This is a genomic window from Nonomuraea sp. B208, from assembly GCF_057536035.1.
On the sequence record NZ_BAAJOU010000008.1, the window covers coordinates 1 to 20,735 of the forward strand.

General features: G+C 73.6%; 18 protein-coding genes and 1 pseudogene. 9 read left to right on the forward strand and 10 right to left on the reverse strand.

Features of this window, described 5'->3' with window-relative positions; translation table 11 throughout:
- From mbhE to AC27IY_RS03625, 7 genes and pseudogenes are all read left to right on the forward strand, one after another.
- Positions 1-1,761, forward strand: a 1,761-nt coding sequence (gene mbhE / locus AC27IY_RS03595; protein ID WP_487177105.1) for a hydrogen gas-evolving membrane-bound hydrogenase subunit E, incomplete at its 5' end; no start/stop codon positions are given.
- Positions 1,758-2,114, forward strand: a pseudogene (locus AC27IY_RS03600) (Na(+)/H(+) antiporter subunit C); the annotation flags it as partial. The gene mbhE and the pseudogene AC27IY_RS03600, both read left to right, overlap by 4 nt.
- Before the next feature lie 83 nt (positions 2,115-2,197).
- Positions 2,198-3,712 (forward strand): Na+/H+ antiporter subunit D, encoded by a 1,515-nt coding sequence (locus tag AC27IY_RS03605; RefSeq protein WP_423471427.1) that lies wholly within the window; start codon positions 2,198-2,200, stop codon positions 3,710-3,712.
- Positions 3,709-4,305 (forward strand): Na+/H+ antiporter subunit E, encoded by a 597-nt coding sequence (locus AC27IY_RS03610; protein ID WP_423471429.1) that lies wholly within the window; start codon positions 3,709-3,711, stop codon positions 4,303-4,305. The genes AC27IY_RS03605 and AC27IY_RS03610 overlap by 4 nt, the downstream gene beginning before the upstream one ends.
- Positions 4,302-4,571: an MrpF/PhaF family protein gene (locus AC27IY_RS03615; protein ID WP_364457291.1), complete on the forward strand. Its 270-nt coding sequence runs from the start codon at positions 4,302-4,304 to the stop codon at positions 4,569-4,571. The genes AC27IY_RS03610 and AC27IY_RS03615 overlap by 4 nt, the downstream gene beginning before the upstream one ends.
- Entirely contained in the window at positions 4,561-4,920 is a 360-nt protein-coding gene (gene mnhG / locus AC27IY_RS03620) for a monovalent cation/H(+) antiporter subunit G (RefSeq protein WP_423471431.1), read from the forward strand. The genes AC27IY_RS03615 and mnhG overlap by 11 nt, the downstream gene beginning before the upstream one ends.
- A gap of 52 nt (positions 4,921-4,972) precedes the next feature.
- Positions 4,973-7,030, forward strand: coding sequence for a SpoIIE family protein phosphatase (locus AC27IY_RS03625; protein WP_423471432.1), 2,058 nt, complete (start codon positions 4,973-4,975; stop codon positions 7,028-7,030).
- 11 nt (positions 7,031-7,041) lie between these two features.
- On the opposite strand, the gene AC27IY_RS03630 is transcribed toward AC27IY_RS03625, so the two are convergent.
- Complete coding sequence (locus AC27IY_RS03630; RefSeq protein WP_487177106.1) at positions 7,042-7,590, reverse strand: YciI family protein; 549 nt, start codon at positions 7,588-7,590, stop codon at positions 7,042-7,044.
- 136 nt (positions 7,591-7,726) lie between these two features.
- Here AC27IY_RS03630 and AC27IY_RS03635 point away from each other — a divergent pair, with 136 nt between their 5' ends.
- A complete protein-coding gene (locus AC27IY_RS03635) occupies positions 7,727-8,101 on the forward strand; it encodes an STAS domain-containing protein (RefSeq protein ID WP_423447087.1) in 375 nt (124 codons plus the stop codon).
- 14 nt (positions 8,102-8,115) lie between these two features.
- Here the strand turns inward: AC27IY_RS03635 and scpA are convergent, their stop codons facing one another.
- From scpA to AC27IY_RS03660, 5 genes are read right to left on the reverse strand one after another with little or no spacing between them, the layout of a single operon-like run.
- Positions 8,116-10,221 (reverse strand): methylmalonyl-CoA mutase, encoded by a 2,106-nt coding sequence (gene scpA, locus AC27IY_RS03640; protein ID WP_423447976.1) that lies wholly within the window; start codon positions 10,219-10,221, stop codon positions 8,116-8,118.
- A 26-nt stretch (positions 10,222-10,247) separates the two neighbouring features.
- Positions 10,248-11,933: a methylmalonyl-CoA mutase subunit beta gene (locus AC27IY_RS03645; RefSeq protein ID WP_487177107.1), complete on the reverse strand. Its 1,686-nt coding sequence runs from the start codon at positions 11,931-11,933 to the stop codon at positions 10,248-10,250.
- Positions 11,930-13,678 (reverse strand): ATP-binding protein, encoded by a 1,749-nt coding sequence (locus tag AC27IY_RS03650; RefSeq protein ID WP_487177166.1) that lies wholly within the window; start codon positions 13,676-13,678, stop codon positions 11,930-11,932. The genes AC27IY_RS03645 and AC27IY_RS03650 overlap by 4 nt, the downstream gene beginning before the upstream one ends.
- Positions 13,679-13,680: 2 nt before the next feature.
- On the reverse strand, positions 13,681-13,935 hold the full coding sequence (locus tag AC27IY_RS03655) for an acyl-CoA carboxylase subunit epsilon (protein WP_487177108.1): 255 nt from the start codon (positions 13,933-13,935) through the stop codon (positions 13,681-13,683).
- On the reverse strand, positions 13,932-15,470 hold the full coding sequence (locus AC27IY_RS03660) for an acyl-CoA carboxylase subunit beta (RefSeq protein WP_423471441.1): 1,539 nt from the start codon (positions 15,468-15,470) through the stop codon (positions 13,932-13,934). Before AC27IY_RS03660 ends, AC27IY_RS03655 begins: the two co-directional genes overlap by 4 nt.
- A gap of 89 nt (positions 15,471-15,559) precedes the next feature.
- On the opposite strand from AC27IY_RS03660, the gene AC27IY_RS03665 reads away from it, so the two are divergent.
- Positions 15,560-16,237, forward strand: a complete 678-nt coding sequence (locus tag AC27IY_RS03665) for a TetR/AcrR family transcriptional regulator (protein WP_344206425.1) — start codon at positions 15,560-15,562, stop codon at positions 16,235-16,237.
- Here the strand turns inward: AC27IY_RS03665 and AC27IY_RS03670 are convergent.
- The 4 genes from AC27IY_RS03670 to AC27IY_RS03685 all read right to left on the reverse strand — a co-directional run bounded on the left by AC27IY_RS03670 (position 16,234) and on the right by AC27IY_RS03685 (position 20,643).
- Positions 16,234-16,986, reverse strand: coding sequence for an enoyl-CoA hydratase/isomerase family protein (locus AC27IY_RS03670; RefSeq protein WP_487177109.1), 753 nt, complete (start codon positions 16,984-16,986; stop codon positions 16,234-16,236). The two genes, AC27IY_RS03665 and AC27IY_RS03670, sit on opposite strands and share 4 nt — an antisense overlap.
- Before the next feature lie 20 nt (positions 16,987-17,006).
- A complete protein-coding gene (locus AC27IY_RS03675; RefSeq protein ID WP_487177110.1) occupies positions 17,007-18,038 on the reverse strand; it encodes a TIGR03617 family F420-dependent LLM class oxidoreductase in 1,032 nt (343 codons plus the stop codon).
- A 28-nt stretch (positions 18,039-18,066) separates the two neighbouring features.
- Positions 18,067-19,635, reverse strand: a complete 1,569-nt coding sequence (locus tag AC27IY_RS03680; protein ID WP_487177111.1) for an AMP-binding protein — start codon at positions 19,633-19,635, stop codon at positions 18,067-18,069.
- A 90-nt stretch (positions 19,636-19,725) separates the two neighbouring features.
- Entirely contained in the window at positions 19,726-20,643 is a 918-nt protein-coding gene (locus AC27IY_RS03685; protein ID WP_423471449.1) for an SDR family NAD(P)-dependent oxidoreductase, read from the reverse strand.
- Positions 20,644-20,735 lie beyond the last annotated feature (92 nt).

Sequence of the window (20,735 nt, forward strand, 5' to 3'; positions counted from 1 at the left end):
ATCGGGTGGGCCTTCGCGGGGCCGGCGGCGGTGCTGGCCGTGGCCGGGCTCGCGGTGGGCGGGTTCGCGCCGGCGGTGGACCGGATGCTGGCGGTGTACGCCGACACCGTGTACGCCGGCGCCGCGCAGGCCGTCGCACCACCGCCCGGCGCCGCGCAAGCCGGCGCACCACCGCCCGGCGCCGCGCAAGCCGGCGCACCACCGCCCGGCGCCGCGCAGGCCGGCGGACCACCGCCCGGCGCCGCACAGGCCGGCGCCGTCGGCGATGGGCAGGCTGACGCCGCGCAGGCCGGCACAGCGCAGGCCGGCACAGCGCAGGCCGGCGCCGCGCAGGCCAACGCCGTGCAGATCGCTGCGGCGCAGAGCGGGGACGGGCACGCGATCGTGGTGCCCTACCAGCTCGCGCTGTGGCACGGGTTCACGCCCGCGCTGGGGCTGAGTGCGCTGGCGCTCGCCGTGGGCGCCGGGCTGTTCCTGCTCGCCGCCCGCCTGCCCGGCGGGGTGCGGTCCACCGGCGCCCGGGCCTACGACCGGGTGCTGACCTGGGTGGGCCGGCTCGCGGTGGAGCTGACCGGGGCCACCCAGCGCGGCTCGCTGCCGTTCTCCCTCGGCGTCATCCTGCTCGTCATGGTCGCGCTGCCCGGCGGGGTGATGCTGGCCGGGCGGCCGTGGTCGGCGGAGGGACGCGCCTGGGACACGCCCGCGCAGGCGGTCGTCGCCGCCGGGGTGATCGTCGCGGCGGTCATCGCGGTCCGCGCGTCGCGCCGGCTCACCGCCATGATCCTGGTCGGGGTGACCGGTTACGGCACCGCCGTGCTGTTCGTCCTGCACGGCGCGCCCGACCTGGCGCTGACGCAGTTCCTGGTGGAGACCGTCACCATCGCGATGTTCGTGCTCGTGCTGCGCCGCCTGCCGCCCAGGTTCTCCCGGCGGCCCAGCCGGCGCGGGCGCGCCGCGATCGGCGTGGCCGTGGGCGTGGTCGCCGCAGGCATGGCGTACGCCGCCACGAGCGCCCGGCAGGCGGAGCCGATCTCGTCGGGGTTCGCCGACCTGGCGGTGTCGTACGGCGGGGGCGACAACGTCGTGAACGTCATCCTCGTCGACATCAGAGCCTGGGACACCATGGGCGAGATCGCGGTGCTCGTGGCGGCCGCGACCGGCGTGGCCAGCCTGATCTTCCGTGGCAGCGCGGCGCTGCGCCGGCGTACGGGCAGCCCGGGGCCGGCGTCCAGGACGCCGGTCGCGGGACGGTGGCTCGCCACCGCGCCGCGCCCGGCGACCGAAGGCACCTCGATCATCCTGCAGGTGGTGACCCGGCTGCTGTTCCACGTCATCGTGCTGCTCTCGGTCTACCTGCTCTTCTCCGGCCACAACGCCCCGGGCGGCGGGTTCGCCGCCGGGCTGGTCTGCGGGCTCGCCCTGACCGTGCGCTACCTGGCCGGCGGCCGGGCGGAGCTGAACGCGGCCGCGCCCGTCGACGCGGGCGCCGTGCTCGGCGCGGGCCTGTTCGTCTCGGTCGGCACGGGCGCGGCGGCGATGCTGCTGGGCGGGGACGTGCTGCAGAGCGCGACGCTGGACCTGAGCCTGCCGGTGCTGGGCGAGGTCCACCTCGTCACGTCGGTCTTCTTCGACATCGGCGTGTACCTCATCGTCGTCGCCCTGGTGCTGGACATCCTGCGCAGCCTCGGCGCCCCCATCGGGGCCGACGACATCTCCATGGACGACTCCTCAGTGAAGACGATGAAGGAGGAACCGGTGTGACCCCGAACCTCACCTACGTGGTCACCATCGGCGTGCTGTTCGCCGCCGGGGTGACCCTGCTGCTGGAGCGCAGCCTCACCCGGATCCTGCTGGGGGTGATCCTGCTCGGCAACGGCGTGAACCTGCTGATCCTCACGGGCGGCGAGGCCGGCGCGGCCCCCATCGCCGGCCTCGCCGGGCAGGAGGGGATGAGCGACCCGCTGCCGCAGGCGATGATCCTCACCGCCATCGTCATCACGCTCGGCATGACCGCGTTCCTGCTCGCGATGGCCTCGCGCACCTGGCTGCTCACCGGGCACGACGAGGTGCAGGACGACGTCGAGGACCGCCGGATCGTGCGGCTCGCCGAGCAGGACGCGGACCTCCCCGACGGCATCGGCAGCCTCAACGGCGTCAACGGCGGCGATCCGCGGCGCGGCCACGTGACGGAGCCGCCATGACGACCGCCCTCGTCCCCCTGCCGGTGGTGATGCCGCTGCTCGGCGCGGCGCTGACGCTGATGCTGGCCCGGCGCCCGAACGCGCAGCGGGCCGTCAGCCTCACCGTGCTCGGCGCGGGCCTGCTCGTCGCCGCCGCCCTGCTGGTCCTCACCTCGCTCCACGGCCCGCTCGTCGTGGAGGTGGGCGGCTGGACGGCGCCGCTCGGCATCGTCCTGGTCGCCGACCGGTTCGCCGCGCTCATGCTGGTCGTCTCGGCGGCCGTCACCCTCGCCGTGCTGGTGTACTCCATCGGCCAGGGGCTGGCCGACGGCGACGAGGAGACGCCGCTGTCGGTGTACCACCCGACGTACCTGGTGCTCACCGCGGGCGTCACCACCGCGTTCCTGTCCGGCGACCTGTTCAACCTCTATGTCGGTTTCGAGATCCTGCTGGTGTCCAGCTACGTGCTGCTCACCCTCGGCGGCACGGAGAACCGCATCCGGGCCGGCACGACGTACGTCGTGGTCAGCCTGCTCTCCTCGATCATCTTCCTGACCGCCATCGGGCTCGTCTACGCGGCCACCGGCACGCTCAACCTCGCGCAGCTCGCCGGGCGGCTCGACGTCCTGCCGGACAACCTGCGGCTGATGCTGCAGGGCATGCTGCTGCTCGCCTTCGGCGTCAAGGCGGCGATCTTCCCGCTGTCGGCGTGGCTGCCGGACAGCTATCCCACCGCTCCTGCCCCGGTGACCGCGGTCTTCGCCGGTCTGCTGACCAAGGTCGGCGTGTACGCGATCATCCGTACCGAGACGCTGCTGTTCCCCGGCGGGCGGACGGGCGGCCTGCTGCTGGCGGCGGCGCTGCTGACCATGCTGGTCGGCATCCTCGGCGCGATCGCGCAGTCCGACATCAAGCGCCTGCTGTCGTTCACGCTGGTCAGCCACATCGGCTACATGTTGTTCGGGGTCGGGCTCACCACCGTGCTCGGCCTGGCCGCGGCGATCTTCTACGTGGTGCACCACATCCTGATCCAGACGACGTTGTTCCTCGCCGTCGGCCTGGTCGAACGGCGCGGCGGCAGCACCGTGCTGGACCGGCTCGGCGGGCTCGCGCGTGTCTCGCCGCTGCTCGGGGTGCTGTTCCTCGTCCCCGCGCTCAACCTGGCCGGCATCCCGCCGTTCTCCGGGTTCCTCGGCAAGACCGGGCTGCTGCAGGCCGGGGCCGCGCAGGGGCACCCGATGGCCTGGGCGCTGGTGGCGGGCGGGCTGCTGACGAGCCTGCTCACCCTCTACGCCGTCGCCCGGGTGTGGAACCTGGCCTTCTGGCGCGCCCCGCGCACTGATGAGGACGGGCGGAGCTCCGTCGTGACGCTTCCCGCGCTGATGGTCACCTCCACGGCCGCGCTGGTGGTGCTCGGCGTGGGGCTCACCGCGGTCGCCGGGCCGCTGTTCGACCTCAGCGGCGCGATCGCCGGCGACCTGCTGGAGCGGGTCCCGTACGTGCGGGGCGTCTACCCGGGCGGCGCGCCATGAGCCCGGCGCCGCTGAGCCGCCGCGACCGGCTGCGCAACCGGGCCGTCGCCGTCGCCGTGCTGGTCACCGTGTGGTGCCTGCTGTGGGGCTCGTTCACCTGGGCGAACGTCCTCGGCGGCCTGGCCGTCGCGGCCGTCGTCCTCGCCGTGTTCCCGCTGCCGCCGGTGACGTTCGCCGGGCGCGTCTCCCTGCCGGGGGTGCTCCGTTTCGTCCTGCGGTTCCTCCTCGACCTGGTCGTCTCCAGCGTGCAGGTGGCGGCGCTGGCGTTCCGGATGGGGCACCGGCCGAGCAGCGCGATCATCGCCGTGCCGCTGAAGGTGCGCTCGGACCTCAACCTCACGCTCACGTCCGTGGCCCTGTGCCTGGTGCCCGGCAGCATCGTCATCGACGTCGACCGGGCCACCGGCACGCTGTACGTGCACGTCCTCGGCGTCCGCGACCGCGCGGAGGTCGAACGGTTCCGCCGGAGCATCTGGCGGCTGGAGGAACGCATCATCGCCGCGGTCGGGTCCGCGGCCGAGAGGCGGCTCGTCGCCGCGCCCGACCCCGTCAGCCCGCAGTCGTCCGCCGACAAGAAAGGCACCCGCGTATGACCGTCGTCGCCGTCATGGCCACCGTCCTGCTCGCCTGCGCCGGGGTGCTCGCCCTGGCGCGGATCGTCCGCGGCCCGTCCGTGCTCGACCGGATCGTGGCCACCGACGTGCTGCTGGCGGTCATCGTCGCGGCCGTCGCCACCGCCGCCGCGGCCGGGCGCGACGCGACGACGCTGCCCGTGCTCCTCGTGCTGTCCATCCTGGGCTTCACCGGCTCGGTGAGCGTGGCCCGCTTCGCCGTGAGGAGCCGCCGCGATGAGTCCTGACAGCCCGCTCGACACGGTGCTCGACACGGCCGCCGTGGTGTGTCTCACCGGGGGCACGCTGCTGTGCCTCGCGGCCGGGGTCGCCCTGGTCCGCTTCCCCGACCTGCTGTCCCGCATGCACGCGGCCACCAAGCCGCAGGTGCTCGGCCTGCTGCTGGTGCTGCTCGGGTGCGGGCTGCGGCTGCGTACGGGCGTGGACGTGACGACGCTGGTGCTCATCGGCGCGTTCCAGCTCGCGACCGCCCCCGTGGCCGCGCACATGGTGGGCCGGGCGGCGCTCAGGGAGCGGCGGCCTGACCCGGAGCTGCTGGTGACGGACGAGCTGCCCCCGCGCGGGGATCCGTCCTGACCTGCGTCTTCGCCGCGTCCCCGGGTAGGTGAATCCGTCGGGGGAGGTGGTCATGGGCGCCGTCGACGAGCGCGAGGACAGCGGGCTGGGGTTCGAGATGCTGGACCCGGCGCCGGTCGGCGTGGCGGTGACGCGCGGCCCGGAACACCGGCTGGTCTACACGAACGCCCGCTACCGGTCGCTGTTCAGCAGGCCCGGCGGCGCGGCCGGGATGGAGGACGTGTTCGCCGACTTCGTGCGCCGCTACTACCGCCCGCAGTTCGACCAGGTCTACCGCACGGGCGAGCCGATCGTGGCCACGGCCGAGCCGGAGCTGCCGATGGTCAGGCGTCCCGGCTCAGAGCAGCGGTACTTCACCTCCAGCCTGTCGCGGATCGTCTTCGGCCCCGGCGACCACGGCGTGCTGGTGGTGGTCCTGGAGGTGACGGACCAGGTCGCCGCCGACCGCGAGATGGCGCTCCTCGCCGAGCAGCGCCGCCGCGTCCTGCGCCGGTACGAGAGCCTGATGCGCGTCAGCGCGGAGATCTTCTGGGTGACCGACAGATACGGCAACGTGAGCGAGCGGAGCCCGAGCTGGGAGCGGCTGACCGGCCAGACGTGGGAGGAGTACCGCGGCGACGGCTGGCTGCGCACGCTCCACCCGGACGACCGGCCGGACACGGTGCGGTCATGGAGCGAGGCGGTCGCCGCCCCCAGCGGTCTGTGGGAGCACGTCTACCGGCTGCGCATGCCGGGCGGCGGCTACCGGCACTTCCAGATCCGCGCCGTGCCCGTCCGCGAGGACGGCGAGGTCGTGGAGTGGGTGGGGTCCAGCACCGACATCGAGGAGCAGTGGAACGAGCAGCGACGCAAACGCCTGCGGGACCGCGCGGCGGCGGCCACGGCCCGGCTGCGGAGCCTGCAGGAAATGCTGGGGGCGCTGGCCGACGTGATCGTGCGGGAGATCGCCGACGGGTGCGGCGTCTACCTCGTCACCGACCTCACCGACCAGCGGCACGGCGGCGCGCCGTTCGTCGTCGAGCGGATGGCCACGGCCGCGCGTCCCGGCCTGGTGCGGCTGCCGCCGTACAGCGAGGAGCGGCTCGGCGGGGGCAACGCGTTCGTGACGGCGGTGCGCCGGCGGCGGCCCCTGCTGCGGGCCTTCCCCGCCGGAGCGCCGCCGCCCGACGTCGTGCCCAGGGGCACGCTGCCGTGGCTGGTCGCGAACGACGCCAACAGCGTGCTGATCCTCCCGGTCGTGGTGGACGGGACGGTGCCCGCCGTGGTCGCCGTCGTGATGTGCGGTGACCGGCCGCCGGTGAGCCCGGACGACATCTCGCTGCTGCTGAGCATGTTCGACCACGCCCATGACGCGCTGAGCCGGGCGATCCGGTTCCAGCGGGCGCAGCAGGTGGCGCTGGCGCTGCAGTACAGCCTGCTCGCCGAGCCGCCGCACGCGGACGACCTGCGCATCGTCGCCCGCTACCGGGCGAGCCCGAGCGCGGCGGAGGTGGGCGGCGACTGGTACGACTCCTTCGTCCTGCCCGACGGCGTCCCGGTGGTGGCGATCGGCGACGTGGCCGGGCACGACCTGAGCGCCGCCGTCTCGATGAGCCAGATCCGCAACATGCTGCGGGCGCTCGCCATGGACCGCTGCGAGCCGCCGGGCGAGATTCTGTCCCGGCTCAACCTCGCGATGGACTCGCTGGTCGGCGAGGTGATGGCGACCTGCGTGTACGCCCGCGTCGAGCCTTCGGGCGACGCCTACCGGCTGCACTACGCGGTGGCCGGGCACCCGCCGCCGCTGCTGGTCACGCGCGACGGCGAGGGCCGTTTCCTGGAGGGGGGCCTCAGCCCGCTGCTCGGCTTCCCCCACGGGGAGCCGAGGCCGTCGCAGGTGGAGCCGCTGCCGCCGGGGAGCACGCTCCTGCTCTACACCGACGGCCTGGTGGAGCGGTCGGGCGAGCACCTGGACCGGGGCCTGGAACGGCTCAGGTCGGCCGCCGCGTGCGTCGCGGAGCAGCCGCCGGACAAGTTCTGCGACCATCTGCTGAGCGCGTTGCCGACGACCGGGCTCGACGACATCGCCGTCATCGCCGTGCGGACGCCGCACCCGGACATCCCGCAGTGAACCGGCGGCCGCTACCGCCGCCCGCCGAAGTCCCAGTCGTGGACCTCGACGTCGGCGTACCGGCCGGCGGTCAGGAGGGCGCGGGCCTCGTCCGGGCCGGCCGCCCGGACCAGGGCCGCCGTGCCGAGCCAGGAGGCGCCGTCGTCGGACAGCAGCGGCCCGTACGCGATCAGGTCGTCCTCCCCTGCGGGCGGGTCGAGGTCGGCGGGGCGGCCCGAGCCGAGGCCCAGCACGAGATAGCGGTTACCGCTCTCCCGCCCGCCGGGGAACTCCCACATCGTGCGCCCCAGCACGTTGCGCCAGCGCCGCAGCAGCACGTCCCGGTAGACCCCGGCCTGGTAGTTGGGCTCGTCGAAGGCGAACGCGCGGGCGGCGGCGGGGTCCGGCAGCTCGACGATGTGCACGCTGCCCGTCGCCGTCTCACCGCCGGGCGCAAGGGTCGGGCCGCGGGCGATGAGCTCCGCCTCGTACCGGTCCATGTAGGACCAGTGCTCCTCCGTCAGCTCGGCGCGCAGCGCGGCGGAGCCGGGACGATCGCGGTGGTAACAGAAGAACTCCATGGTACGAGTGCCTACCACGAGCAGGACGGAAGGTGCATTCGAGAAGAATCTATGACGAAGACTCTTTCGTGCATCCGGCTTCGGGCGTACTCTTCGGTTGACGAAGGTTGAACCACCCCCTGCGACAGGCCGCCTCATGCCTCTTCTGAACGTGCATTGCCGGCCACTCCCGACCGGGATCCTGGTCACGGTCACGGGTGAGCTGGACGTCACCAACGCCGCCGAGCTGGAGTCGCTTCTCGAAGGGGCGACGCCGCCCGGCGAGCCGATGGTCCTCGACCTCGGCGGGCTGACCTTCATGGACTGCGGCGGCCTGCACCTGCTGCTGCGGCAGCAGGACCGGCTGCGCCGGCAGGCGGCGCGCCTGCACGTGGCCGCCGCCCACGGCTCACCCGCGGTCCTGCTGCGGATCACCGGCGTAGGGGACGCTTTGACCCTCCATGCCAACCTGGGGCAGGCGCTCGACGCGGTGCGCCGCGAGCGCCCGTCCCCGCTCCGGGAGTCGTGCTGACTCCCCTCTGATCGTCACGCGGGCTGATGCCCGAGGCGGGCGGACAGCTTGCCCAGCAGGCTCAGGGCCGCGTCGGCGATCACGGTGCCGGGCAGGAACACCTCCGCCACGCCGGCCTCGTGCAACGCCGGCACGTCGCCCGGCGGGATGACGCCGCCGACCACGATCATGATGTCCTCGCCACCGGCGGCGGCCAGCGCCTCGCGCAGCGCGGGCACCAGCGTCAGGTGCCCGGCGGCCAGCGAGGACACGCCGACCACGTGCACGTCGGCGTCCACGGCCTGACGGGCGACCTCCTCCGGCGTCTGGAACAGCGGGCCGACGTCCACGTCGAAGCCGAGGTCGGCGAAGGCCGTCGCGATCACCTTCTGGCCGCGGTCGTGCCCGTCCTGGCCCATCTTGGCGACCAGGATGCGCGGCCGGCGGCCCTCGTCCCTGGCGAAGGCGTCGCTCGCGGCGCGGACCGCGTCGGCGCCGGAGCCGAGCTCACTGCGGTAGACGCCCGAGATGGTGCGCACGCCGGCCTGGTGGCGGCCGAAGACCCGCTCCAGGGCGTCGGAGATCTCCCCGACGGTGGCGTGGGCGCGGGCGGCGTCCACGGCCAGCGCGAGGAGGTTGGCGTCCCCGGCGGCTCCCGCGGTGAGCGCGTCGAGGGCGCGGCGGACCACCTCGGGGTCGCGCTCGGCGCGGAGCCTGCGCAGCCGTTCGATCTGGGTGGCGCGCACCGCGGTGTTGTCGACCTTGAGCACGTCCACGGGCTGGTCGCTGGCGGGCCGGTAGGTGTTGACGCCGATGACCGGCTGCGTGCCGGAGTCGATGCGGGCCTGGGCGCGGGCGGCGGCCTCCTCGATGCGCAGCTTCGGCAGCCCGGCCTCGATGGCCCTGGCCATGCCGCCGGCCGCCTCGACCTCCTCGATGTGCTGCCAGGCCCGCGCCGCGAGCTGGGCGGTGAGCGTCTCGACGTAGTGGGAGCCGCCCCACGGGTCGATCACCTGGGTGATGCCCGACTCGTGCTGCAGGACGAGCTGGGTGTTGCGGGCGACGCGCGCGGAGAAGTCGCTCGGCAGCGCGAGAGCCTCGTCCAGGGCGTTGGTGTGCAGCGACTGCGTGTGGCCCTGCGTGGCGGCCATCGCCTCGACGCAGGTGCGCACGACGTTGTTGTAGACGTCCTGGGCGGTCAGGGACCAGCCGGAGGTCTGGCTGTGCGTACGCAACGCCAGCGACTTGGGGTCCTTGGCGCCCATGTCCCCGACGATGCGGCTCCACAGCAGACGGGCGGCCCGCAGCTTGGCGACCTCCATGAAGAAGTTCATGCCGATGCACCAGAAGAACGACAGCCGCGGCGCGAACGCGTCGATGTCGAGCCCCGCCGCCGTGCCCGCCCGCAGGTACTCCATGCCGTCGGCCAGCGTGTAGGCCAGCTCCAGGTCGCAGGTGGCCCCGGCCTCCTGGATGTGGTAGCCGGAGATGCTGATCGAGTTGAACTTCGGCATCTTCTCGCTGGTGTAGGCGAAGATGTCGGAGATGATGCGCATCGAGGGGGCCGGCGGATAAATGTAGGTGTTGCGGACCATGAACTCCTTGAGGATGTCGTTCTGGATGGTCCCCGTGAGCTGCTCCGGCTTCACCCCCTGCTCCTCGGCCGCCACGATGTAGAGGGCGAGGATGGGCAGGACGGCGCCGTTCATGGTCATCGACACCGACATGCGGTCCAGCGGGATGCCGTCGAACAGGATGCGCATGTCGGCGATCGAGTCGATGGCGACCCCGGCCATGCCGACGTCGCCCGCCACGCGCGGGTGGTCGGAGTCGTAGCCGCGGTGGGTGGCCAGGTCGAACGCGACCGACAGGCCCTTCTGACCGGCCGCCAGGTTGCGCCGGTAGAAGGCGTTGGAGTCCTCCGCCGTGGAGAAGCCCGCGTACTGGCGGACGGTCCACGGGCGGGTGACGTACATCGTCGGGTACGGCCCGCGCACGTAGGGGGCGATGCCGGGGTAGGTGTGCGGGTCGTAGCCGTCCGCCTCCACCGACGTGTAGACCGGCTTGACGGGGATGCCCTCGGGGCTGTCCCAGGCCGGCGCGCCGGTCGAAGGCGGCGCGTGGCGCCGGGAGCGGGTCAGGCCGAGGCCGCGGAAGTCGGGGATCGTCACGCGGTCACCTCCGAAAGGGTCGTGCGGAGGACGTCGAGCACGTCGCAGCCCGCGTACAGGTGGGCGTCCACGCCGTCGTGCCGGTCGCGTCCGGCCAGCCAGATCCAGCGCGCGCCCGCCCGGCGGAGCAGCGCGGCGGCGTCGGCGGCCTCGGCGGCGTACCGGCGGTCGGCGGCGCACAGGCAGGCGACCACGGCCCCACTGGCGGCGAAGTCCCCGGGCGCGCCGGTGACGGTCTCGACGCCGCCGGCCTCGAACAGGCCGCGCGCGAACGCGAGCCGCGCGGCGTGCTCGGCCGCCGGGCCGAGCGTGGCCAGGAACACCCGCGGGCGGGCCTCGCCGGCCTGGTCGAGCAGGTCCTCGAAGTCCTGGGCGTGGCGGACGCGCGGCAACGCCTCCGCCGCCGGGCGTGGGGTGTGCGTGCGGGCGGGCGGTCTCCCCGCCGGGTCGGGGTAGCGGCTCACGCCGACGATCGGCGGTCTGAGCCGGGCGAGGTCGCGGGCGCGGCGGGCGCGGGTGGCGGCCAGCCGGTCCGCGACCAGGGTCCGGGCGGCGGTCATGCCGCCGGCCTCCTCGATCTCCTGGAACCACTCCCACGCCTTCTCGGCGAGGTCGGCGGTGCGGCGCTCGACGTACCAGGAGCCGCCCGCCGGGTCGAAGGTCCGCGCCACGTGGGCCTCCTCCACCAGCAGCGTGGAGGTGTTGCGGGCGATGCGGCGGGAGAAGTCGTCCGGCAGGCCGAGCGCGTCGTCGAACGGCCGCACCGTCACCGCGTCGGCCCCGCCCACCCCGGCGGCGAAGCAGGCGAGGGTGGTGCGCAGCATGTTCGTGTACGGGTCGCGGCGGGTCATCATCGCGGCCGAGGTCACCGCGTGCTGGTACTGCGCGGGCGGCGCGTCGCACACCTCCGCCACCCGCGCCCACAGCAGCCGCGCGGCCCGCAGCTTGGCGATCGTGGCGAACTGGTCGGCGGTGGCGGCGTAGCGGAACTCCAGCAGGCCGAACGCCTCCCCGGCCGCGATCCCGTCCTCGGTGAGGCTCCGCAGGTAGGCGAGGCCGGTCGCGATCGAGCAGCCCAGCTCCTCGGCGTCGCTGCCGCCCGCCTCGTGGTACGGCGTGGCGTCCACCGTGATCGCCCGCATGCCGGGCAGGCGGTCGGCGCGGAGCCGCGCCAGCCGCCCCAGCCCGGACAGGTCGGCCGCCGCGCCGGAACGGGCCGCGTCGCCGAGCGGGTCGGCGCCGAGACAGCCCCGCAGCGCGCCCGCCCGGTCGCCGGCCAGCGCGGCCAGCGCCTCCGCCGCCTGCCAGGTCCGGGGGCCGGCGTCGAGCACGATCGAGATCAGGTCGAGGTGCACGCCGCCGAGGACGCGGGGCAGGTCCTCGGGGGCGACGGCGAGCCAGAGGGAGTCGGCGCCGTTCTCCAGGTCGGTCATGACCGCCTCGGGGTCGGCGGTCTCGTGGCGCTGCCGCACCTCCCACGGCCGGCCGGGCTCGCGACCGGCGGAGGGCGGCAGTCCTGGCCCGGCGGGCAGGTCGGCGGCGTCGTACAGGGGGGCGAGGGTGACGCCGTCGTAGGTGGCGGTCGCCAGGGCCTCCTCGGGGGAGGTGACTTCTCTGCCCGACTTGCGCAGGACCTCCAGCGCCAGCTCGCGCCACCGCTCCCTGCTCACGACGGGGCTCACGAGGGGTCCTTGATCTCGCAGATGGCCGCGCCGGCCGCCACCGTCGCGCCGACCTCGGCGGCCAGCCCGAGCACGACCCCGGCGCGGTGCGCGGTGAGAGGCTGCTCCATCTTCATGGCCTCCAGCACCACGATCGGGTCGCCCTCGGCCACGGTGTCGCCGTCGGCCACGACGACCTTCACGATGGTGCCCTGCATGGGGCTGACCAGGGCGTCGCCGCCGGCCGCCGACGCCGTCTGCTTCCTCGCGCGGCGGCCGGCCGCCGGCTTCCTCGGCGCGGCGGCGGGCGCGGCGCCGAGCCCGGCCGGCAGGGCGACCTCCAGGCGTTTGCCGCCCACCTCGACCGTGATCCGCTCCAGGACCGGCGGCTCCCCGGCCGCGGCCTGGCCGGCGTAGGGGGCGATGCGGTTGTCGAACTCGGTCTCGATCCAGCGGGTGTGCACGGCGAACGGCTCCGCCGTGAACGCCGGGTCGGTCACCACGGCCCGGTGGAAGGGCAGCACGGTCGGCATGCCGTCGATCTCGAACTCGTCGAGGGCGCGGCGGGCGCGCTCCAGCGCCTGGGCGCGGGTGGCCCCGGTGACGACGAGCTTGGCGGTGAGCGAGTCGTAGTCGCCGGGGACCGTCTCGCCCTGCTCGTAGCCGCTGTCGAGGCGGATGCCCGGGCCGGAGGGGGCGCGCCAGCGGGTGATGGTGCCGGGCGCGGGCAGGAAGCCCCGCCCGGCGTCCTCGGCGTTGACGCGGAACTCGATGGAGTGGCCGCGCAGCGGCGGGTCGTCGTAGCCGAGCGCCTCGCCGTCCGCGATGCGGAACATCTCGCGGACCAGGTCGACGCCGGCGACCTCCTCGGTGACCGGGTGCTCGACCTGGAGGCGGGTGTTGACCTCCAGGAAGGAGACGGTGCCGTCCTGGCCGACGAGGAACTCGCAGGTGCCGGCGCCGACGTAGCCGGCCTCGCGCAGGATGGCCTTGGAGGAGTCGCGCAGCAGCCGCTCCTGCTCGGCGGTGAGGAAGGGGGCCGGGGCCTCCTCGACCAGTTTCTGGTGGCGGCGCTGCAGCGAGCAGTCGCGGGTGGAGACCACGACGACGTTGCCGTGGGCGTCGGCCAGGCACTGCGTCTCGACGTGGCGGGGCCGGTCGAGGTAGCGCTCGACGAAGCACTCGCCGCGCCCGAAGGCGGCCACCGCCTCGCGGACCGCGGACTCGTACAGCTCGGGGATCTCCTCCAGGGTGCGGGCGACCTTCAGGCCGCGTCCGCCGCCGCCGTACGCGGCCTTGATCGCGATCGGCAGGCCGTGCTCCCCGGCGAAGGCGACGACCTCGTCCGCGCCGGAGACCGGGTCCTTGGTGCCGGCGACCAGCGGCGCGCCGACCTTCTGGGCGATGTGCCTGGCCTGCACCTTGTCGCCGAGCGCGGCGATGGCGGCGGGCGGCGGGCCGATCCAGGTCAGCCCGGCGTCGATGACCGCCTGCGCGAAGGCGGCGTTCTCCGACAGGAAGCCGTAGCCGGGGTGCACGGCGTCGGCGCCGCTGCGGGCGGCGATGTCGAGCAGCTTGGCGATGTCGAGGTAGGTCTCGGCGGGCGAGCGGCCGCCCAGCGCGTACGCCTCGTCGGCCAGCCGCGCGTGCAGCGCGTCGCGGTCGGGGTCGGCGTAGACGGCGACGGAGCCGAGGCCCGCGTCCCGGCAGGCGCGGATCACGCGGACGGCGATCTCCCCGCGGTTGGCGACCATCACTTTGCGCAGGCTCACAGACGTCCTCCCAGGTTCCAGCTGGACTCCCGCCAGCCGCGCGGGCCTCGGGCGAGGGGGTGGCGCGGCATGCGCCAAAGGTGGGTCACGGGCCGGGCGGCGGGCTCCGGCCGGGCGGCGTGGGTGGCGTGGGCGGCGTGGCCGGCGTGGACGGCCACGACGAGCGCGGCCAGCTCCTCCGGCGAGGGCGCGCCCCTGACCACCGTCAGGGCGAGGGCGTCGTTCACAGTGCCGTTCACAGTGCCGTTCACAGGGGGATGTTCCCGTGCTTCTTGGGCGGCAGGGCGTCGCGTTTGTTGCGCAGCAGGCGCAGCGCCCTGGTGACCTCGCGGCGGGTCTCGCTCGGCCGGATGACCGCGTCCACGTAGCCGCGTTCGGCCGCCAGGTAGGGGGTGGCAAGGGTGTCCTCGTACTCGGCGACCAGTTCGGCGCGCAGCGCGTCGGGGTCGTCGGCGGCGGCCAGCCGCCTGCGGTGCAGGACGTTGACCGCGCCCTGCGCGCCCATGACCGCGATCTGCGCGGTCGACCAGGCCAGGTTGACGTCCGCGCCGAGGTGCTTGGAGCCCATGACGTCGTACGCGCCGCCGTACGCCTTGCGGGTGATCACCGTGACCAGCGGGACGGTGGCCTCGCCGTAGGCGTACAGGAGCTTGGCGCCGCGCCGGATGATGCCGTTCCACTCCTGGCCGGTGCCGGGCAGGAAGCCGGGCACGTCCACCAGCGTGAGCACGGGGATGCCGAAGGCATCGCAGGTGCGGACGAACCGGGCGGCCTTCTCGGAGGCGTCGATGTCGAGCGTGCCGGCCAGCCGCATCGGCTGGTTGGCGACGACGCCGACGGGGCGGCCCTCGACGCGGCCGAAGCCGACCACGATGTTGGGCGCGAACAGCTCCTGCGTCTCCAGGAACTCGCCGTCGTCCAGCAGCGCGGTGATGACCTCGTGCATGTCGTACGGCTGGTTCGGCGAGTCCGGCACCAGCGCGTCGAGGGCCAGGTCGTCGGCCGTGAGCGTCAGGTCGGCCTCGACCGCGGGGTGCGCAGGCTCGTCGAGGTTGTTGTCCGGCAGGTAAGAAAGCAGCGCCCGCACGTAGCCGAGCGCGTCCTCCTCGTCGCTCGCCAGGTAGTGGGCCACGCCGCTGCGGGCGTTGTGCACCCGGCCGCCGCCCAGCTCCTCGAACGTGACGTCCTCCCCCGTCACCGTCTTGATGACGTCGGGGCCGGTGACGAACATGTGCGACTGCTCGTCCACCATGACGGTGAAGTCGGTCAGCGCCGGCGAGTAGACGTGGCCGCCCGCGCAGGCGCCCATGATGAGCGAGATCTGCGGGATCACGCCGGAGGCGCGGATGTTGCGGCGGAAGATCTCGCCGTACAGGCCGAGCGAGACGACGCCCTCCTGGATGCGGGCGCCCGCGCCCTCGTTGATCCCGACGATCGGGCAGCCGTTGCGCATCGCGAGGTCCATGACCTTGCAGATCTTCTGCCCGTACACCTCGCCCAGCGAGCCGCCCGCGACCGTGAAGTCCTGGGAGAACACGCACACCTGGCGGCCGTCGACGGTGCCGTAGCCGGTCACCACGCCGTCGCCGTACCCGAGCGAGCCCTTGGCCAGGGCGTCCAGTTCCACGAACGAGCCGTCGTCGAGCAGCCGCTCGATGCGCTCGCGGGCGGTCAGCCGGCCCTTGGCGTGCTGCTTGGCCGCCGCGCGGGCCTCGCCCACGTGAACCGCCTCGTCCAGGCGTTCCTTCAGACGGGCCAGGCTGCCCGCGGTGCCCTGCGCTGCCATTCACCACCACCCGATAAGACCCAGTTTCAGGTTCACGGTACTCAGTCGCGCGGTGCGGGACAACCCCTAAGTTCCGTCACAATGGCCGGGTGCCGACACCGCCCATCCGCCAGCGCCTCGCCGAGGCCGCCGTGACGCTGTTCGACGAGAACGGCTACGACGCGACCACCGTCGACGACATCGCCGCGCGCGCAGGCGTCAGCCGCAGCACGTTCTTCCGCCACTACCGCTCCAAGGACGACGCGATCTTCCCCGATCACGACGCGCTGCTGACCAGGATCGACGCCCGGCTGCGCGCCTCGACGGCGGGCACCGCGATCGTGGCCATCACCGACGCCGTCCGCATCGTGCTCGCCCACTACGTGGACGACGCCGAGGTCTCGCTGCGCCGCTACCGGCTGGTCCGCGAGGTGCCCGCCCTGCGCGACCGCGAGATCGCCAGCGTCGCCCGCTACCAGCGGCTGTTCCGCGAGTTCGTCGGCGCCTGGCTCGGCGACTCGCCCGACGCGGGGCTGCGCGCCGAGCTGATGGCCGCCTCCGTGGTGGCGGCCCACAACCAGGTGCTGCGCGGCTGGCTGCGGGCCGGCGGGACCTACGACCCGAGCGGACCCCTGGACCACGCGCTCGGTTACGTGATCGCGACCTTCCGCCAGCTCGAACAGCCGCGCGACAGCGAGCAGGTGGTGGTCGCCACCTTCAGCCGCTCGGCCTCGCCCCAGGCCGTGATGGCCGCCATCCAGCAGCACCTGGACGCCGGCCCCGGCTAGCGGTTGCGGAACACCGGCGGCCGTTTCTCCAGGAAGGCGCTGATCGCCTCCCTGGTGTCCTCGGTGGCGCCGTTGAGGTTCTGCGCGGCCGCCTCGCGCAGGGCGCTCTCCCTGAAGTCGCCGCTCGCCGCCAGGTTGAGCAGCTCCTTGGTCTGCGCCAGCGCCAGCGGCGCGAGGCCCAGCAGCTCGCGCGCCCACTCCCCCGCCCGCGCCGGTGCCGTGCCCTCCGGCACGACCCTGTTGAGCAGCCCGAGGTCGTGCACCTCGCGCGCGGACAGGATCCGGCCGAAGAAGGCGAGCTCCTTCGCCCGGTGCAGGCCCACCATGTGGGTCAGCAGCCACGTCCCGCCGAAGTCCACCGACAGGCCGCGCCGGGAGAAGATCTGCGAGAAGCGGGCTGTCTCGTCGGCGACCGCGAGGTCGCAGGCGAGCGCCATGTTGAAGCCGGCCCCGACCGCCGCCCCCGACACGGCGGCGATCGTGGGCTGGGGCAGGTCCCGCAGGGCGAACAGCGCCTCGTTCACGATCCGCATCGCGCGGCGCGGCGGGTCGCCGGAGCCCTGGGCGCTCAGGTCGGCCCCCGAGCAGAACTCGCCGCCCGCGCCCGTGAGCACCAGGACGCGGTCCTCGGCGCGGGCCGCGACCTCGCCGAGCACGCGGGTGAGCTCGATCCAGCCCTCTCTCGTCATCGCGTTCTTCCTGGCGGGACGGTTGAGCGTGACGGTGACGACGCCGCCGTCGCGCTCCACCAGGAGGTCCCCGGACCCCATCAGGGCCGGCCCGCCGCGCGCAGCGTGGCGAGGGCCGCGCCGAGGTCGGCGTCGGACGTGCCCGGCGGCGGCTGGAGCGCGACCTGGTCGACCAGGCCGCCGAACCTGCGCGCCACCTCCGCCGCCACCTCCGTCAGCGACCCGCTCACGCAGAAGGTGTCCAGCACCTCGTCGTCGATCAGGTCGGCCATCCGGTCCCAGCGGTCGGCCTCGGGCCGCACCGACAGCGCGTGCAGCCGCTGGTGCAGGTCCTCCCAGCCGTGCAGCGCGAGGACGCCGCGGTAGGCCGGGGTGGAGCCGTAGAAGGCGACCCGGCCGCGCAGCACCCGCCGCTGCCGCTCGACGTCCTCGGCCGGATCGAGGACGTGCACGAACCCGGGACAGTGGACCACGACGTCGGAACGGTCCCGCCCGGACCGGGCCAGCCCCTCCTCCAGCGCGGGCAGGGTGATCTCGCGGAAGTACCGCTCGGTGCTGAACCCGTGCGGGATCAGCCCGTCGGCCACCTCGCCGGCCAGCCGGGTCATGAGGGGGCCGACCGCGGCCAGGTGGATCGGCGGGTTGCCGTGCGGATGCGGCTCCGGGCGGAAGGTCGCGGTCATGAGGGTGTGCCGGTAGAACTCCCCCTCGTGCCGCACCTCCTTGCCGGTGTTCCAGTCGTCCCAGATGGCCCGCAGCGCCGTGACGTACTCGCGCATCCGCGCCGCGGGCCTGCTCCACTCCATGCCGAACCTGCGTGTGATGTGCGGCCTGGTCTGGGTGCCGAGGCCGAGCACGAACCGGCCCCCGGAGAGGATCTGCAGGTCGTTGGTCACGTACGCGAGCGCCATCGGCGTCCGGGCGAAGGCGACCGCGATGCCGGTCGCCAGCCTGATCCGGCTCGTCGCCGGGGCGGCCAGCGCCAGTCTCAGGAACGGGTCGTGGTCCACCTCCGCGCTGGAGATGGTGTCGAAGCCGGCCCGCTCGGCCCGGGCGGCGAAGGCGGCCACCTCCGCCCCCGGCCCGGCGGCGGCGTGCACACTCGTCTGCAACGGCGTCTCCTGTCCTTCCCTGCCGGGGTCAGCCGGCGTAGAGGTCGCGGAGCTTGCGGCGCTGCAGCTTGCCGGTCTCCGTGCGGGGGAAGTCGGAGCGGAACTCGTACCGCCTGGGGATCTTGAACGAGGCCAGCAGGCCTGCGCAGTGGGCGCGCAGGTCGGCGGCGAGGTCGTCGCCGGGCACGGCGTCCTCGGTCGGCTGCACGACGGCCAGCACGCTCTGCCCCCAGTCGGGGTCGGGTACGCCGATGACCGCGACGTCGGCGACCGCCGGGTGCGTGATGAGGGCCTGCTCGATCTCCGCCGGGTAGATGTTCACGCCGCCGGAGATGATGAGGTCGGTACGCCGGTCGAGGAGGAAGACGTAGCCGTCCTCGTCGAAGTAGCCGTAGTCGCCGACGGTCGACAGGTCGCCGCGGCGGCTGGCGGCGGTCTTCGCCGGGTCGTTGTTGTACTCGAAGGTCGGGCCGGCGCCGGGGATGCCGAAGTAGATGACGCCCGCGGTGCCGGTCGGCACCTCGTTGCCGTCCTCGTCGAGGATCTTGACGATGGTGTTCGGCGTCGGCCGGCCGACCGTGCCGGGCTTGCGCAGCCACTCCTCCGAGCCCACCAGGGAGACGCCGCCCTCGGTGGAGGCCAGGTACTCCCACACGACCGGGCCCAGCCACTCGATCATCTGCTGCTTGATCGGCACCGGGCACGGCGCGCCCGCGTGGATCACCGCCTCCAGGCTGGACAGGTCGTACTTCTCGCGCACCTCCTGCGGCAGCCGCAGCATCCGGTGGAAGTGCGTGGGCACCATGTGGACCGTGGTGATCCGGTGCTTCTCGATGGCGGCCAGCACGCCCTCGGGGTCGAACCTGCCCTGGATGACGACCGTGTGGCCGAGCTGGAGGAAGGCGAAGGCGTGGCCGCTCGGCGCGGCGTGGTAGATCGGCGAGCACACCAGGTGCACGCCCTTGTCCATGGTGACCTCGTAGCGGGCGCACAGGCCGCCGTACAGCGCGCCGAGCACCGGCTCCGGCTCGGCGTCGGGGTAGAGCAGGCTGCGCACGCCCTTGGGGTTGCCGGTGGTGCCCGAGGTGTAGCCCATGCTGCCGCCGAAGCGGCGGTCTTCCGGCGCGTCGTCCGGCTCGCCCGCGCCCAGCTCCGGGTACGGCAGCCAGCCAGGCACCTCGCCGCCGATCACGTACCGGTGCTCGGGCAGCGACTCCAGCGGCAGCGTGGCGGCCTGCTCGGCGTCCATGACCAGCAGCCTGGCGCCGGAGTCCTTGATGATGTAGAGCATCTCGGCGGGGGTCAGCCGCCAGTTGACCGGGACGAAGAACATCCCGACCTGCGCCGTGGCCAGCATCACCTCGAGGTACTCGTGCCCGTTGTGCAGGGCGACCGCGACGCTGTCGCCGTTGCCGAGCCCGTGGGTGCGCAGGGCGCGCGAGACGCGGTTGACCCGTGACAGCAGCTCGCCGTACGTGAGCATCGACCCGTCGGGGTCGATGATGCCGGGCCGGCCGGGGTCGGCCGCGGCGATCCGGTAGAAGCCGACGGGCTCCGTGGTGGGGTGAGGCGTGGTCGGGTGAGTGGTAGAGGACATCGTGCGTCTCTCCCTGTCCGGCTTGACCGATGAATGCGATCCCCGTTGCTGGGTCCCGTTGCTGGGTCCCGCGTCCCCCGTGCGGCTCCGTTACCGGGGCAGCTGCGCCATGAAGATCGACGGGTGCAGCCCGTCGGCCTTGGGGCGGAACGACTTGGTCAGCTTCTCCCCGAGGTCGGCGAGGTCCCAGGGGCCGTCGGAGGAGACGGTCTCGACGACCTCCGGGTTGTTCCACAGCCGGACGTCGTACCCGGAGGCGCCGAGGGTGCGGCCCGACAGCCAGTCGGACTCGGTGCCGGCGAGGTAGGTGACGATCGGCGCGATGTTGTCCGGCGACATGAGCTCCTCGGCGGCGGGGTCCTCGCCGAGCTTCTTGTCGTCGGGCACGGTCGCGGTCAGGCGGGTGGCCGCGCCGGGGGCGATGGCGTTGGCCGTCACGCCGTAGCGGGCCAGGCCGTTGGCGAGCGACGCGGTCAGGCCGATGATGCCCATCTTCGCGGCGGCGTAGTTCGGCTGGCCGGGCGAGCCCTGCAGGGCGGAGTCCGAGGTGAAGTTGATGATCCGGTAGTGGCCCTCGGGGTTGCGCTGCTGCCGCCAGTACGCGGCGGCGGGCTTGATGGTGCTGAAGTGGCCGCGCAGGTGCACGCGGATGACCGCGTCCCAGTCCTCCTCCGGCAGGTTGAAGATCATCTTGTCGCGGAGGATGCCGGCGACGTTGACGACCACGTCGAGCTGCCCGTAGTTCTCCAGCGCCAGCTCCACCAGCCGCCGCCCGGTCGCGGTGTCGGCGATGTCGCCGGCGTCGGAGACGGCCTGGCCGCCGAGGTCGTTGATCTCCCTGGCGATGGCCTCGGCGGGGCCGGTGTCGCCGCCGGAGCCGTCCGGGCCCGCGCCGAGGTCGTTGAGCACGAGCCGCGCGCCCTGCTGGGCGAACATGCGGCTGATGGAGGCGCCGATGCCGCGTCCGGCGCCGGTGACGATGGCGACTCTGCCGTCAAGTGATCCCATGGGGGTGTCCTTCCGCAGACGGAGGGGTGGAGGGGGTGCCGTGCGCGGCGCGCACGGTCAGAGGATGGTGCGCGGCGCGCACGGCCAGCACG